Here is a 15,555-nt window from a genome sequence, read left to right on the forward strand (position 1 = left end):
CACCATGGTTAAGCAGTCCATTTTCGGCCGTATGGCGCAGCTGGCAAAGGCTAACATCAACTCTTTGCTGGACCAGGCCGAAGATCCGCAGAAGATGCTGGACCAGATGGTCCGGGACTACACGAACAACATTGCTGAGGCTGAATCTGCCGTAGCGCAGACCATCGGCAATCTGCGGATGCTCCAGGACGACTACAACGAGGACGTCAAGAACGCCCAGGACTGGGGCAACAAGGCCCTCGCAGCGTCCCGCAAGGCGGACGAGTACCGGAGCAGCGGCGACACCGTCGACGCCCAGAAGTTCGACAACCTGGCCAAGGTCGCCATCCAGCGCCAAATGGCGGCCGAGAACGAGGCCAAGGCTGCCGAGCCCAGCATCGCTTCGCAGACCGAGGTTGTGGACAAGCTCAAGACCGGCCTGGACCAGATGAAGGGCAAGCTCAACGAGCTGACCAGCAAGCGCAATGAATTGGTGGCCCGCTCCAAGACCGCCGCTGCGCAGTCCCAGGTGCACGATGCCCTCAAGAGCATCGACTTCATGGACCCCACCAGCGAGGTGGGCCGCTTCGAAGAGAAGATCCGCCGCGAAGAAGCGAAGGTCCGCGGCCAGCAGGAACTCGCCGCTTCCAGCCTGGACGCACAGTTCAACCAGCTCGAAGACCTCGGCGAACAGACCGAGATCGAAGCCCGGCTCGCGGCTTTGAAGTCCGGCGGCGCGAAGCCTGCCATCGGATCGTCGGCCAATTCTTCGGCTGCCGGCTCCACTGTCGAAGAAGCTGACTTCGACAAGCTCTAGGAAGCTCATCGGTTGATACGACCGGACAGACAAAGGCCGGGGTCCCGCGTGAAGGGACCCCGGCCTTTCTGCGTTAGCGCATGCAGGCCAGCCTAGCTGACGGTGACAGCAGGTTCTCCTACCGACGTCAGCCCGGCCCCTGCAGCCGTGCAGCTACCGGAACGGACGTCGCCGTCGTTGTAGACCTGTCGCAGGCAGCTACGCAGGGCGAGCTGACCCCAGTAATTGGGGTGCAGCGATTCCTGGATGTAGTAGTCGCTGAAGGCCGTGCTGGCGGTCCGGACCTCGTTGATCCATTCGCTGACGTCCGCGGCGCCTGCGCTCCGCCAGTCAGTCAGCGCCGTGTTGTTCAGCTTCTTCGTCGTGTCCGCACACAGTTCGTGACCGGTGAAGAGCGCGGCCACGTTCAGCGTGTGAACGCCGTCCAGACCCGAAGCGGCGATGCCGGCTGCAATGGTGGAGTTGATGGCGGGGACGGCAGTACCCGAAGCCCAATCCAGGTCCGCGTTCCAGAAACCGCAGCCGTAGGTGCTCTGCCTGCTGTACCCCGCTTCGGAGTAGGCAATGCGGGAACTCCGCGGCAGGGGCGAGACGTAGTTCTGCACCACCAGGCTGTATTCACCAGGCGAGTACCCGGCGCCGGCCATGGCCTTGGCCACGTTTGCGAGGGAGGCGCCGATCCGGGATGCCACTGCGGCCCGGTTGGTGGCCGAAAAGTTCGTGGCCACCGTGGTGGAGTCCTTGCAGTAACTCGGTGCCCGCGACGGGCTGGTCATGAACTTGGAGACACACGTGGCGATGATGCCGGCAAAACCCAGATCGTTGCCGCCCACCGAGACCACCACCATCCTGACCTGGTGGGCCGATGCGAAGTCCTGCAGCGCCAGGGCCTGGCCCTTATTGCCGACAGCATCGCTGTAGAAATCCAGCCCCGGCTTGAATTCCCCGGACGAGTTCCAGGACGTGGCCGTCTTGGCACCGGAACACGCCAGATTCGCTGACTGTGCCTGCCCGATCCTGATCTCCGCCGAGGAGGAGCGGTGGCAGCCGGCCGTGCTCTCGGACCGGCCGGCATCAAGATAGGCCGCGTCGCCCAGCGCATCAGTCTGGCGGGATTCACTCGAGTTACCGGCCCAGCGGCCCGCCTCACCCGAAATGTAGGAATCCCCCACGCTGACCACCCAATCATCACCGCCGGCGGGCGCGGCGTGGGCCGGAGGGGCAATGAAAGCAGAGACGGTGGCAGCGGCTGCGATTGCCGCAACGAGCGCCCTGGTGGCTGCCAGCCACGGGTGAGCTGTTCCGGGCCGCGTGGCCGGGGAAAGGAATAGCTTCATTGGTCATCCTTTTTCTGCGCGCGGCAACATTGCGGCGAACAGATGGCCGGCATCCGGCGGCCTCCAGCCGGGTGCCGATGTCAACAGGAAAAAGCCTGATCCGAACGGAACCGTCCGTGCGGAGAGTGAACGCAGGGGACGACTGGAGCGAGTCTACGGCCAAAGTTACCCGCCGGTAAATAGCGCTTTGCGGCGTGTACCGTGGAACCATGCCTTCCACCATTGTCTGGCTCCGCGACGACCTTCGCCTCGATGACAATCCGGCCCTTGCCGATGCGGCGGCCCTGGGCCACCCGCTGACCGTCGTCTACATTCTGGATGAAGAATCACCAGGGGTGCGTCCTCTCGGCGGGGCGGCCAAGTGGTGGCTGCACCATTCACTGGTGTCCCTGGCCGGTGCCCTTGAAGCGGCGGGCTCCCGGCTGGTCCTTCGACGCGGGAGCGCGGCCGGTATCATCCAGCAGCTGGCTGCCGCCACCGGAGCCACCCACCTCAGGTGGAACCGCAGGTACGGTGGCCCCGAACGCAGCATCGATGCCGGCGTCAAAGCGTGGGCAGGAGACCAGGGACTTGATGCGGCTAGCTTCCAGGCCAGCCTCATGTTCGAGCCGTGGACCGTCCGCACCGGTGCGGGCGGACCGTACAAGGTCTTCACGCCCTTCTGGCGCGCATGCCTCGAAAGCGGGGAGCCGCGGATGCCCTCCGACGCCCCCGGCACCCTGCCTCATCCAGCCGGGCACGGCGACGGCCAGCTGCCCCAAAGCGATGATCTGGACAGCTGGGCACTGCTCCCCCGCACGCCCGACTGGAGCGCAGGACTCGCCGAACAGTGGACGCCCGGCGAAGCGGGCGCCGACAGCCGCCTGAAGGACTTCCTGGACGGCCCTGTCGAGGAGTATGGAACCGGCCGCGACCGGCCGGGCATTGAAGGTACCAGCCGCCTCTCCCCGCACCTTCGCTTTGGTGAGATCAGTCCCTTCCGCGTCTGGCACGCGCTTCGTGAGCGCTTCCCGCGCCAGGCTCCTGCCGACGTCGGGATCTTCCGCTCCGAACTGGGCTGGCGCGAATTCTGCTGGCAGCTTCTGTACGAGAACCCGGAGCTGGCCACCCGAAACTACCGTCCCGACTTTGACCGCTTCGAGTGGCAGACGCCGTCGGACGGTGAACTGGAGGCGTGGCAACAGGGCCGGACAGGCTACCCGCTGGTGGACGCCGGGATGCGCCAGCTCTGGCAGACGGGGTGGATGCACAACCGTGTCCGCATGGCTGCCGCGTCGTTCCTGGTGAAGAACCTGCTCGCGGACTGGCGGCTGGGGGAAGCCTGGTTCTGGGACACGCTGGTGGACGCCGACTCAGCAAGCAACCCGGCCAACTGGCAGTGGGTGGCCGGGTCCGGAGCGGATGCCTCCCCCTATTTCCGGATCTTCAACCCCGTGACGCAGAGCAAGAAGTTCGACGCCGCCGGCCGCTACCTGCGGGAATTTATCCCCGAAATCGCAGGCATGGATGACAAAACCATCCACGAACCGTGGAAAGCCCCCGAACAGGCAGCCGGGTATCCCGATCCTGTGGTCGGCTTGCCGGAGTCACGTGAGCGCGCCCTGGAGACGTACCAGAAGCTCAAGGACGGCTGAAGTCGCGAGGGGCGGGGAGCCCGGCCGGCGGACCGGTTAGCGGCTGCTGACCTTGCCCATCAGGGAAGCTATGGGGCTCAGGAAGAGCGGCCGGGCCAGGAACCACGCGGCGACCATCGCGGCGACTGATGCCGCGAAGATACCGAATCCTACCCAGCTGACGTCGTCACTGCCGCCGTACATGTGGTTGAGGTTCCGGAGGGCGCCGGTGGCCAGCACCAGGAACACGTGGACCACAATGAACGCGACGAAGTAGATCATCACCGGGAAGTGCACGGCGCGGGCGGCCTCGATCGGGTACGCCTTGTTCAGGCCCTTGGCGTTCTTCGGCCAGGCCGAGGACATCCGCAGGCCCGTCATGAACGCCAGGGGCGCCGCAATGAAGACGGTGAGGAAGTAGGTCAGTAGCTGGAGGGCGTTGTAGTTGACCCAGCCGTTCTCAGTGGGCCAGTTCAGCGAAGCATACTGCAGCGCGGCCGAGAGCGCGTTGGGGAAGACATCCCAGCTGGTGGGCACGATCCGCGCCCACTGGCCGGTGGCGAAAATCAGGATGGCGAACACAACGCCGTTGAGGATCCACAGTGCGTCCAGGACGAGGTGGAACCACAGCGCCAGGCTGATCTTCGTCGGGGCGTTCCGGGTCCGGATCAGGCCTTTGTTGTTCCGGGTCCAGTAGGCAGCCGGACGCGCCTGCGTGCGCACCTGCCAGCCGGAACGGATAATCAGCAGCAGGAAGAAGCCGTTGAGGAAATGCTGCCACGCCAGCCAGGCCGGGAAGCCCACAGGAGTTCCCTCAGGCAGCTCCGAATGGCCCGGGTACGCCGCCATGAAGTCCTTCACCCCGGTGAGACCCGTGACCCACTTGGCGAGCAGCACCACGAGAAGCAGGGCAACGAGCGCGGCCGGCACTGCCCAGTACAGCTTGGCCCATTTGCTCTTCGCAGTTCCGGACTTCTTCTTGGTTGGTAGTGACATCGAGCAGCATTCCTCTCGAGAATGATCGACTAGTGACGTAGGCGGAGCCATACCTGCCGGGTGCACCGGCAGGAGCGGCGGCTGGGTTAAGTGCGCCTTAATAGCTTGAATCATGAACAGCGGAAGAGCGAACCCGTGAGAGGCGGCGGTCATGCCCCGCAACATAGGACCCGTGTCCCGGGAGGCCACGGCCTGCCCATGCCGTGATCGCCCGAACGCGGTGATCGCCATCGAACTGCCCGGTGGCACGGTAGGACGTTGCTCCCGCGAATGAGAATACTAGGAAATGCTAGTAGTTGGAGCGCCGCAGACAAGAAAAGAGGCCCTAACCGGCAATTTCCCGGTCAGGGCCTCTTTCATGGTTGCGGGGACAGGATTTGAACCTGTGACCTCTGGGTTATGAGCCCAGCGAGCTACCGAACTGCTCCACCCCGCGTCGCTTGATCAACACTACCCTACTTTTCGACCCGCCCCGACCAATCCCCTGCCGGGCCGCGGACTGGTCTGCTGACCGGGCCCGCTGACGGGGTCCCGGACCCGGCCGCCGGCCGGGCAAGCACCGACGCGCCTGGCAGCAAAGCGAAAGGCCCGGAATTCTCTGTCGAGAATTCCGGGCCTTTCCTTCAGTTGCGGGGACAGGATTTGAACCTGTGACCTCTGGGTTATGAGCCCAGCGAGCTACCGAACTGCTCCACCCCGCGTCGCAAGAACAACATTACCTGCCGGTGAACTTCAGACCAAATTGAGGGGACGTGATCTGCGTCTCCGCACCAATACCTGCCTTCCGGACCGGCGAAACCGGCCCCGGGAACCGGTAAACCCTCTGGAAGCGGCAAAGGCCGGCTCCCCGTCCTAGCGGAAGGGAAACCGGCCTCTGTGGGCGGGCAGCTTACGGCGTGCCCGCCCTCCTGATCAATTGCTCGGAGACGGCGACGGCGTCGCGGCCGCCGACGGGGTTGCCGTGGGAGCCGTGGTGGCTCCCGGCGTCGGTGATGCACCTTCGGCACCGAGCTTGGCTTCGGCGTCGATCGCCTTCTGCAAGGCCGCGGACAGCTTCTTCTGCTGCTCGCCGTAGGCCGCGAAGTCGCCCTTGGCCAAGGCCTCCTGGCCGGCCCGGATGGCTGCGTTCGCCTCGTCCAGCGCGGCCTTCAGCTCCGCCTTGGCGTCGGTGCCGCCGGTGGCTGGCGGCGTGCTGCCTCCGGTTGCGGGCGGCGGCGTCCGGCCGTTGTTGGCAGAGTCACCGGCCGTTGCCCCCGAATCTCCGCCAAAGAGCTGGTTCAACGCTTCATCAAGTGTCGGCGCGAACCCGATCTTGTCACCGAAGGCAACCAGCACACGCTGCAGCGTTGGGTAGGACGTTTCGCCCGTGGACCGCAGGTAGACGGGTTGCACGTACAGCAGGCCCCCGCCCACCGGGAGGGTCAGCAGGTTGCCGTTGAGGACGGCGGACGCGCCTTGCCGGAGCAGGTTCAACGCCTGGGACACCGTGGGATCCGAGTTGAACTTGTTCTGCGCCTGGCCCGGGCCGGGAACCTGCGCTTCCGGCGGGATCTGCAGCAGCCGGAGCTGGCCGTAGCTTTCCGCCTTTACGCCCTTCTGGTTGCCGGCATCGGAATCCGCGGCCAGGAAGCCGTAGAGCACGTTACGGGCGGTGCCGTTGACCACCTGCGGAATGAACGACGACGTGAGCTGGAAGGCGGGCTTGGTCTGGTCCGGCATCTGCAATGACATGTAGAACGGCGGCTGCTTGACCTCTTCCTTGACCGTGGGATCGTTCGGCACGGACCAGGCGTCATTGTTCGTGTAGAAGTTGTCCGGCTGGGTGACGTGGTAGCGGCCCAGCAGTTCGCGCTGGACCTTGAACAGGTCCTCGGGGTAGCGGACGTGGCTCATGAGCGCACCGGACATCTCCGAGTACGGCTTGAGGGAGGTGGGGAAGACGTTCTGCCATGCCTTCAGAACCGGGTCCTGGTCGTCCCAGGCGTACAGCGTCACCGAACCGTCGTAGGCGTCAACCGTTGCCTTCACGGAGTTGCGGATGTAGTTCACCGAGCTGTTCGGCAAGGCGACCGTGCGTCCGGCCGTAGTCTGCGAATCAGCGGTGGCCGCGGAAAGCTGCTCCTGCTGCGAGTACGGGTAGTACTGGCTGGTGGTGTAGCCGTCAACGATCCACTTCACGCGGCCGTCCACCACCGCCGGGTAGGCGTTGCCATCGACGGTGAGGTACGGGGCGACCTTTTCGACGCGGTCCCGCGGGTTGCGGTCGTAGAGGATCTGCGACTCGTTGTTGACGCCGTCGGACAGCAGCAGGTCGGAGGACTGGAACTTGATCGCGTAGAGGACCTTGTTGAAGAAGCTGCCCACGTTCGGGCCGCCGTTACCGGTGAAGGTGTACTGGGTTTCGCCGTCGCCTTCCTTGCCGGCGGGACGGTCCTGTTCACGATGCGGCGAACCCTCCGGTGCCCCGACAATTGAGTACTCGGGCGAGTTTTCGCCGAAGTAGATCCGGGGCTGGTAGGTCGAATCGTTGCCGAGCACGCCCGTGGACGGGATGCCGGCCTGCAGGAACTCCGGCTTGCCGTCGGCGGTGAACTTGTTGCCCTTGGCAGCCACCACACCGTAACCGTGGGTGTAGACCACGTGACGGTTCAGCCAGGACTGCTGGTTGGCGCTGAGGCCGTCCGGGTTCAGCTCGCGGACGGCAATCACGGTGTCCTGCACCTTGCCGTCAACTTCATACCGGTCCACGTTGAGCGCGCTCGGGAACTGGTAGTAGGGACGGTACTGCTCGAGCTGGGAGAAGGCGTCCGAAATGAGGTTCGGGTCCAGGAGGCGGATATTGGCAGTGGTCTGCGCATCCGGAGCGAGGGCTCCCGTGGTGGCGTTGGTGGTGGCGTTGTACCGCTTCTCCTGGATCTTATCCAGGCCGTAGGCGGCACGGGTCATGCTGATGTTCCGCTCGATGAACTGCTTCTCAAGGGTCTGTTCCGAGGGGCGCACCTGGAACTGCTGGATGACCCACGGGTAGACACCGCCGGCGAGGATGGAGGTGATGACCAGCATTGCCGTGCCGATGACGGGCAGGCGCCATTTGCCGATCACTGCGGCGACGATGAAAAGGATTGCCACCAGGGCGGCGGCTACAGCCAGGATCGACTTGGTGGGGATCACGGCGTTGACGTCGGTGTAGAGGGCACCGGCCCAGCGTCCGTTGCTGTTCTGGACTGAGGAGTAGCGGTCAAGCCAGAAGTTCACGCCGAGCAGCAGCAGGAAGACCGCGCCGGTGACGGCGAGGTGGATTTGGGCGGCACGGCTGGTGAAGATGCCGCGTTCCATGATCCGGATACTGCCGTAGAGATAGTGCGTAAGGATTCCCGCGATACCGGCCACCACAACAACGCTGATGAGGAAGCCGGTCACGAAGCCCAGGAACGGCAGGGTCATCAGGTAGAAGCTGATGTCCAGGTTGAACTGCGGATCGTTCTGGCCGAACTGCTCCTGGTTCAGGAACAGCAGCACTTTCTGCCACTGGCTGGCGGCGGCGCTTCCGGCAAAGAGGCCGAACAGCACCGGCAAGCCGATCATCACCACCCGGCGGACGGGTTCCAGCTGCGCCTGGTAGCGGTTCAGGTTATCCCTGATCTCCGAGTCCGGAGCGTACACGGGACGCGCGTGGTAAGCGATACGGATGGCATAGAACATGGCGAGGAACATCAGCGCGAAACCGACCAGGAAGATGATAATCCGGGCCAGGTTCTCCGTGAGGAACACTTCAAAGAACCCAAGCTGCTGGTACCAGAGGACATCTGTCCAAACATTGGCGAAGAAGATGAATCCGACCACAACCAGTGCGACGACGATCAACGTCGGCGTCAAGGCACCTCGCCTTGGCTGGGGTCTTCCGGGCGGAGTGGAGCTGGCGGGACGGGACAAACTGGGTACCTCATAGCTGGTTGTCAGTTACTGGTCTTGTCAAAAAATCAAGGTGCGCGTGATCATGTACTGCCGGAACTGCTGCCCGCCCCCGGCAGGAGGCTCAGCAGCAGTCACTAGTGCCACGAGTGGCGCTAGTGCTTAGTTCCTGCAGTTAGTCTAGTTGCTGGTGCACGCGGGAAGCCCGGATGTGTCCCCGCCTGAACCGATCACGTTGACGGCTTCCCGCGCCTCAGCCAGGTTCTCGACTTTGACCACCTGCAACCCGTCCGGAATGTGTCCCACCACTTCGGGGCAGTTGGCCGCCGGCGCCAGGAACACCTCCGCGCCGTCTGCCCTGGCTCCATACATCTTCTGACCGATCCCGCCGATGGATCCCACGACGCCGTCCGGCGTGATGGTGCCGGTCCCGGCGATGTGTTTGCCTCCGGTCAGGTCCCCCGGGGTGACGGTGTCGATGATGCCCAGGGCAAACATCATGCCCGCGCTGGGGCCACCCACCTTGTCGAGGGAAATCTTGACGTCGAACGGGAACTTGAATTCGTACTGCAGCAACACCCCGAGGATGAACTTGCCTGCCGCGTTCTCGGTGGGGGTGATGGTTTCGGTCACCGGCGTGCCGTTCCGGTCGACGACGACGGTTGCCGGCTTTCCCTGCCCGGCGGCAAGTTCCTCCTGCACTACGCTGAGCGACGTCACGGGCTTGCCGTTCACAGTGTTAAACACATCGCCTGCCTGCAGCTTGCCGGCCGACGCCGACCGCTCCGCAAGGTCCGCCACCCGCAGTTTCTGCTCAAAGGGAATATCGAGTTCCTTCAGGGCGGAAGCCGTGGCGTTCTCCTGCGAGGTGGTCATGGCGACGGCACTCTCCTGCTGGGACTCTTCCTTCGTGACCCCGGTGGGAAAGATGAGCTCTTCCGGATAAACGGCCTTGGACTTGTCCAGCCAGGCCGAGAAGGCCTCGAAGACGCTGACCGGGCCGTTAGGTCCGCCGTCGACATAAACAGTGGTGAGGTCCAGGTGGCCTTTCGCCGGAAAGGTCTCTCGGCCGGTCACGCTGATGACCGGCTTGCCGTTGTCATTGGCGAGGGTGTTAAAGGTGGGTCCCGGCGATTCCACGACATAGGGCACGGGAAGGCTCCCGGCGGTGATGCCCAGCGCCAGTGCCACCAGCCCGGAGGTCATCATGGCGGCGTAGCGGTTGTCGCCTGTTGCGGCCCGGCGCGGCTTCGTCCTGCGCGAAAGCCTGCCGCGTGTGGTCCCGCCGCCGCTTCCCGGTTCCGCGGGATCCCCCGGAACCTGCCCACCCTGAGTGATTGTCAATGAAGGACCTCTCCGTACCTGCGCCCGCGGACGCGGCACTGTGGCTGAACCGGATCGCGCTAACGGCAGCCTGCAAATATTCCGATGACTAACACTACGCGGTGAGCAGGCGGTGCCGCTCTTTGCCGACAGCGAACGGGGCCGGATTCGGCAGACAGCCGCCAACGCACCGGGGTACCGTGAAGGTGATCAACAGTCACACCGACGATCGGCGGGATCATGACCTCCAACCCACTCAATCCGTCCAATGGCGACGACGACACCCCCAAGGATCCGCTTGCGGAAATGCTGCAGAACCTCATGGGTGGCAAGGGCATGGGTGACATAGACCCCGCTGAACTGGCCAAGGCTGCAGGCCTTCCCGACGATCCGAACCTGCTTGCCCAGATGTTCTCGCAGGTGCAGGCCATGATGAGCGCGCCCTCCGAGGGGCCCGTCAACTGGCAGCTTGCCCACGACAATGCGCGGCGGGTGGCAGCGAGCGGCTCCGACCCCTCTGTCACGGCGCAACAGTCGCGTGAGGTCGATGAGGCACTCCGCCTGGCCGAGCTCTGGCTTGACCAGGTCACGGACCTACCCGCCACAGGCCTGATCGGCAGGGCGTGGTCCCGGGCCGAATGGGTCGAGGAAACCCTTGGCACGTGGAAGCGGCTCACCGAACCGGTGGCGAACAGCATCGCCAACGCGCTGTCCACCGCCATGACGGAGCAGATGCCCGAAGAAATGAAGTCCATGATGGGCGGCGCTTCATCCATGCTGCAGAACATGGGCGGTGCCATCTTCGGCATGCAGCTCGGCCAGGCCATCGGTGCCCTGTCTGCGGAAGTAGTGAGTTCAACGGACATCGGTGTACCGCTGGCCGATCTTGAAATGGCCCTCCTCCCGGCCAACGTGGCCAAATTCGGCGAAGGCCTGAGCCTGCCTGAAAACGACATCCGGCTTTTCCTTGCCGTGCGGGAAGCCGCGCACGCCCGGCTCTTCGTCCAAGTACCCTGGCTCCGTGGCCACCTCCTGGGGGCCATCGAGGCCTACGCCCGCGGCATCCACATTGACACGTCCAAGATCGAGGAACTGGCCCGGGAGATCGACCCCGGCAACCCCGAAGGCATCCAGGAGGCATTGTCCCAGGGCGTGTTCATGCCCCAGCGGACCCCCGCCCAGGAACAGGCACTGGAGAAACTCGAAACGGCGCTGGCGCTGGTTGAAGGCTGGGTGGACGAACTGACCGCAGCGGCCACGGAGAAGTTCCTGCCCTCGGCATCGGCACTGCGTGAGACAGTCCGGCGGCGCCGTGCCACCGGCGGCCCCGCAGAGCACGCCTTCTCATCCCTGGTGGGACTGGAGCTGCGTCCCCGCCGCCTCCGCGAGGCCGCAGCCCTCTGGGCTTCCCTCAAGGAAGAACGCGGCACCGAAGGCCGGGACGCCATCTGGCAGCACCCGGACCTCCTGCCCACCGGCGAGGACCTGGACGACCCCCAGGGGTTCAGTGCACGGCGCAAGCTCGCCGAAGCGAGCGACACGGAGGTGGACGACGCCCTGCAGAAACTGCTGAACGGCGGATTCGACGACGAACCGGGCGCGGACGATGCGGCCCCCGACGATAACAACGACGGCCCCGGCACGGACAAGGGCGGTTCCGGCAAGGACGACGGCGGCACGCCCCAGGCCTGACCTGCCGGCTGTGCGGTCAGTTGGCTCCGGGCACTGACGGAACGCTGGTTCCGTCAGTGCCTGTGCTTTCTCCGTCAACGTCCGGTGCCATTCCACGGGACGTGGCGAACGCTACGCCCTCAAGGAACGCCTTCGCCCGCTGGGTTTCCGGGTAGGCCTCCAGGAGGCGCCAAAACGCGGCGTTGTGTCCGGCGACGAGCAGATGCGCCAGTTCGTGCAGCAGCACGTAGTCGATCACCCATTGCGGCATGGGCCGCAGCTTGTCCGAAAGCCGGATGGTTCCGTCCGCGGGTGTGGCCGAACCCCAGCGGGAGTTCTGGTTGCTGACCCAGCGCACGGACGTCGGCACGGAACGGCCTCCCAGGTACTTGGCCGACAGTTCGGTTGCGTGCGCGGCCAGGGCGGCGTCCGTGGCCGGCCTGCGTTGTCCTGCCCCGCGCGACCGCCGGACTCCCTGCAGCCGGAGTTTCTCCAGCATCCGGTGGACCCATTCGCTTTCCTGTGCCTTGCTGAAATGCGCCGGGATGGCCACCACGGCCGTGCCGTTCTCCCAGAACGCGGCCACGGTCCGGCGACGGCGGGCGGAGCGGCGGACCACCACCGGGGCGCCGTCGGGTGTGGTCAAGGGAACCGCTCCAGGCTGCGCGCGCCCGGCCATCAGGCGCTGCCGCTTTCTGTTAGGACTCCCAGCACGGCTTCGCCATACTTCTCCAGCTTCGAGGGACCGATTCCCGCCAGCTGGGACAATTCTTCGAGGGACGCCGGCCGCGCCTCCGCAATCGCCGTCAGCGTCGCATCGGTAAAGACCACGAACGCCGGAACGTCGGCGGCAAGGGCCACGTCCTTCCGCCACTGGCGCAGCGCGTCGAAGGTCTGTTCCTCATAGCTGGGCGGGCACTGGCTGCAGCGGCCCACTTTGCGTTCTGCGCCGGTGGACAGCATGCTTCCGCAGACCCGGCACATGGCAGGTGCTGCCGCCTTCCGCCGCGGGGCGGGGCCCTTGCCGCGCGCCGTCGAACTGGCCACTGAGTCCGGCCGAAGGCCGTCCAGGAAGCGGGACGGTTTCCGGTTGGCCCTGCCGCCGGGGGTCCGGGCCAACGACCAGGACAGCGACAGATGCTCGCGCGCCCGGGTGATGCCCACATAGAGCAGCCGGCGCTCCTCGTCCACATCCTCCGGGGAGTCGGCGAATGAAATCGGCATGAGTCCTTCGCAGAGCCCCACGAGGAAGACGGCATCCCATTCGAGCCCCTTGGCGGCGTGCAGCGACGCCAGGGTCACCCCTTGCACGGTGGGGGCATGCTGGGCAAGGGAACGTTCCTGCAGTTCGTTGACAAAATCCGAGAGGCTGAATTGCGGGCCGCGGCTCACCACCAGCTCATCCGCCAGTGCAACCAGCGCGGCCAGCGATTCCCAGCGTTCCCGCAGGGCTCCGCCGTTGTGCGGGGCGGACTCCGTGTAGCCCAGGGATGCCACGATGTCCCGGACCAGCTGGCCCAGGGGCTCGGGCTCCGCGGTCTCCGCAGCCGCCCGGGTGGCAGCCCTGAGCTGCAGGATGGCGTCCCGGACTTCCTTGCGGGCGAAGAACCGCTCTCCGCCGCGCAGCTGATAGCCGATTCCGGCGGAAGCCAAAGCCTGTTCATAGGCCTCGGACTGCCCGTTGGTGCGGAACAGTACGGCGATCTCGCTTGCCGGCGTGCCGGCGTCGAGCAGTTCGCGGATCTTGATCGCAACGGTGGCGGCCTCGGCTTCGTCGTCCGCGCACTCGGTGAACTGCGGGGGCGGTCCGGGCTGCCGTTGTGCGACCAGTTTGAGCGGCGCCGCCCAGGCGGCATCCGCCACCGGGCCGCCGCTGCGCCGCCCCGCGAGCAGGTCATTGGCTAGCTTGACCACCTGGGGCGTGGAGCGGTAGTCCCGGATCAGCTTGACCACATTGGCGCCGGGATACATGGCCTTGAAACCGAGCAGGTGTTTGGGTGAGGCGCCGGTAAACGAGTAGATGGTCTGGCTGGCATCACCCACGACGCACAGCTCGTCACGTCCTCCCAGCCAGAGTTCCAGGAGCCGTTGCTGCAACGGCGAGACGTCCTGGTATTCATCCACCACGAAGTGGCGGTACTGCTCGCGGACAGTGGCTGCCACCTTCGGGTCCTCCTGCAGGATCCCGACGGTGATCAGCAGGACGTCCTCAAAGTCGATGACATTGCGGTCCGTCTTGACGTCCTCGTACGACTGGAACACCCGCGCCACGGCTGTGAGGTCGAACCCGCCGGGGTTGCCGCGGTCCTGCGCATTCTCCAGGTAGTTCGCCGGCGTCAGCATGGACACCTTGGCCCACTCGATCTCCGAGGCGAGATCCCGGATGGAGGCGCGGTCCGTGCTGAGCCGCAGGCGGCGGGCAGCTTCGGCAATCATCTGCGCCTTGTGGTCAAGGAGATTCGGCAGCGCGCCGCCAACGGCCTGCGGCCAGAAAAATTGCAGCTGCCTCAGCGCGGCGGCGTGGAACGTCCTCGCCTGGACGTTGCCGACCCCCAGGTCGCGGAGCCTGCTCCGCATTTCCGCGGCCGCCCGCGCGGTGAAGGTCACGGCCAGCAGCCGCTGCGGGCTGTAGACGCCCGAGTGCACGCCATAGGCAATCCGGTGGGTGATGGCACGGGTCTTGCCGGTGCCTGCGCCCGCAAGCACGCACAGGGGTCCGTTCAGCGTGCTCGCAACCTCGCGCTGCTCGTCGTCCAATCCGCCGAGAATGCGGTCTTCCAGGGACCGGCTGTCCAGCGGGGCGGCCTCGGGGGACGCGACGTCGCCGGTTCGTTCAAAATTGTCAGTTGTCACTTGTTGCTCATGTCACTTGGTGCTCGGTGGATCGGTGGTGTCAGTCGGCGGGGCTTTGTGCAGTGGAGTCATTCGTCGGAGGGGCGGTCCTGGATAACGCCGCCGTACCAGTGCTCAATCAGGGAGCGGGCGATGGACAGCCGGCTGGAAATGACGATCTCCCCGCTCAGCACAGCGGCCTGGAGTTCAGCGCGGCTGAACCAGCGCGCCCGGGTGACCTCCACGCCGTCGGGCGTTGCCTCGGTGTCCGGCGTCCTGGCCGTGAACCCCAGCATAAGGGAGGCGGGAAAGGGCCAGGACTGCGAACCAAGGTACTGTGCGGCCGTGATCCGGACACCCACTTCCTCCTGGATTTCACGGACCACCGCCTGCTCGAGGGACTCGCCCGGCTCCACGAATCCGGCCAGGGTGGAATAGTTCTTCGCATCGAGGGGTCCGCCGCCGCCCAGCAGGAGCCGGTCATCCGGGCCGACCACCGTCACGATGATGGCAGGATCCGTGCGCGGGTAGTGTTCGGAATTGTCGGCAGGACACCGCCGGACCCACCCCCCGGCTTCCACGAGCGTCGCCGCGCCGCACCGCGGGCAGTGAACGTGCGTGGCATGCCAGTTGGCGATGGCACTCGCTTCGATGAACAGTGCGGTGTCGGTGGGATCCAGGCGGGCAGCCACTTCCCGGAACCCCGTCCACACGGCGTCCGGCGGTATCCCGGCGATCCCGCGTTCAAACTGTTCCGCCCTGACCTCGAACGGCTCCGGCAGGACAAAAAGGACGATTTCCGTACCTTCGTCCAGGTGCGAACCGGCGAGCGTGGAACCGAGGTAGATGGTCATCGACGGCGGCGATCCGGCCTCGGCCAGGCTCTGCGCGAGCACGGCGGCGTCCGTCAGCAGGAGGCTGTCGCCGCGGACCAAAGCCTGGCGGTGCGAGAGGACCATGGCCAGCGCCCGTCCTGAGCTGACCACGGAGTCAACCATGCCCGGTTTCATCCTGGCGCCCGATCCCCTGTCAATGAGGGCAGGACGGACCGGGAGGACCGTATCCATGAGGTGGT

At 65.4% G+C, this 15,555-nt stretch carries 10 protein-coding genes and 2 tRNA genes; 3 read left to right on the forward strand and 9 right to left on the reverse strand.

Annotated features, from left to right (window positions below; translation table 11 throughout):
• Positions 1 to 4: 4 nt before the first annotated feature.
• Positions 5 to 796 (forward strand): PspA/IM30 family protein, encoded by a 792-nt coding sequence (locus AC1MDG_RS13850; protein WP_043483150.1) that lies wholly within the window; start codon positions 5 to 7, stop codon positions 794 to 796.
• Positions 797 to 888: 92 nt separating this feature from the next.
• Here the strand turns inward: AC1MDG_RS13850 and AC1MDG_RS13855 are convergent, their stop codons facing one another.
• Positions 889 to 2,133, reverse strand: a complete 1,245-nt coding sequence (locus AC1MDG_RS13855) for an SGNH/GDSL hydrolase family protein (protein ID WP_479804512.1) — start codon at positions 2,131 to 2,133, stop codon at positions 889 to 891.
• A 209-nt stretch (positions 2,134 to 2,342) separates the two neighbouring features.
• Here AC1MDG_RS13855 and AC1MDG_RS13860 point away from each other — a divergent pair, with 209 nt between their 5' ends.
• Complete coding sequence (locus AC1MDG_RS13860) at positions 2,343 to 3,767, forward strand: cryptochrome/photolyase family protein (protein ID WP_479804513.1); 1,425 nt, start codon at positions 2,343 to 2,345, stop codon at positions 3,765 to 3,767.
• A gap of 36 nt (positions 3,768 to 3,803) precedes the next feature.
• Here AC1MDG_RS13860 and AC1MDG_RS13865 read toward each other — a convergent pair whose 3' ends face one another.
• The 5 genes from AC1MDG_RS13865 to AC1MDG_RS13885 all read right to left on the reverse strand — a co-directional run bounded on the left by AC1MDG_RS13865 (position 3,804) and on the right by AC1MDG_RS13885 (position 9,998).
• On the reverse strand, positions 3,804 to 4,742 hold the full coding sequence (locus AC1MDG_RS13865; protein ID WP_479804514.1) for a cytochrome b/b6 domain-containing protein: 939 nt from the start codon (positions 4,740 to 4,742) through the stop codon (positions 3,804 to 3,806).
• A gap of 359 nt (positions 4,743 to 5,101) precedes the next feature.
• A tRNA-Met gene (locus AC1MDG_RS13870) sits at positions 5,102 to 5,178 on the reverse strand.
• Positions 5,179 to 5,369: 191 nt separating this feature from the next.
• Positions 5,370 to 5,443, reverse strand: a tRNA-Met gene (locus AC1MDG_RS13875).
• Positions 5,444 to 5,654: 211 nt separating this feature from the next.
• Positions 5,655 to 8,675 (reverse strand): UPF0182 family membrane protein, encoded by a 3,021-nt coding sequence (locus AC1MDG_RS13880; protein WP_479804516.1) that lies wholly within the window; start codon positions 8,673 to 8,675, stop codon positions 5,655 to 5,657.
• 159 nt (positions 8,676 to 8,834) lie between these two features.
• Entirely contained in the window at positions 8,835 to 9,998 is a 1,164-nt protein-coding gene (locus AC1MDG_RS13885) for a YlbL family protein (protein ID WP_043482703.1), read from the reverse strand.
• 219 nt (positions 9,999 to 10,217) lie between these two features.
• On the opposite strand from AC1MDG_RS13885, the gene AC1MDG_RS13890 reads away from it, so the two are divergent.
• Complete coding sequence (locus AC1MDG_RS13890; protein WP_479804518.1) at positions 10,218 to 11,669, forward strand: zinc-dependent metalloprotease; 1,452 nt, start codon at positions 10,218 to 10,220, stop codon at positions 11,667 to 11,669.
• Positions 11,670 to 11,685: 16 nt separating this feature from the next.
• On the opposite strand, the gene AC1MDG_RS13895 is transcribed toward AC1MDG_RS13890, so the two are convergent.
• The 3 genes from AC1MDG_RS13895 to nudC all read right to left on the reverse strand — a co-directional run bounded on the left by AC1MDG_RS13895 (position 11,686) and on the right by nudC (position 15,547).
• A complete protein-coding gene (locus AC1MDG_RS13895) occupies positions 11,686 to 12,327 on the reverse strand; it encodes a M48 metallopeptidase family protein (protein WP_479804520.1) in 642 nt (213 codons plus the stop codon).
• Positions 12,327 to 14,501, reverse strand: coding sequence for an ATP-dependent DNA helicase UvrD2 (locus tag AC1MDG_RS13900; protein WP_442853500.1), 2,175 nt, complete (start codon positions 14,499 to 14,501; stop codon positions 12,327 to 12,329). Before AC1MDG_RS13900 ends, AC1MDG_RS13895 begins: the two co-directional genes overlap by 1 nt.
• Positions 14,502 to 14,569: 68 nt before the next feature.
• Positions 14,570 to 15,547 carry an NAD(+) diphosphatase gene (nudC, locus tag AC1MDG_RS13905; RefSeq protein ID WP_479804522.1) on the reverse strand — a complete coding sequence of 326 codons (978 nt, stop codon included), beginning with the start codon at positions 15,545 to 15,547 and terminating at the stop codon, positions 14,570 to 14,572.
• Positions 15,548 to 15,555: the final 8 nt, after the last annotated feature.

The sequence above is a fragment of the Arthrobacter sp. AIWTK1 genome (genome assembly GCF_056680535.1).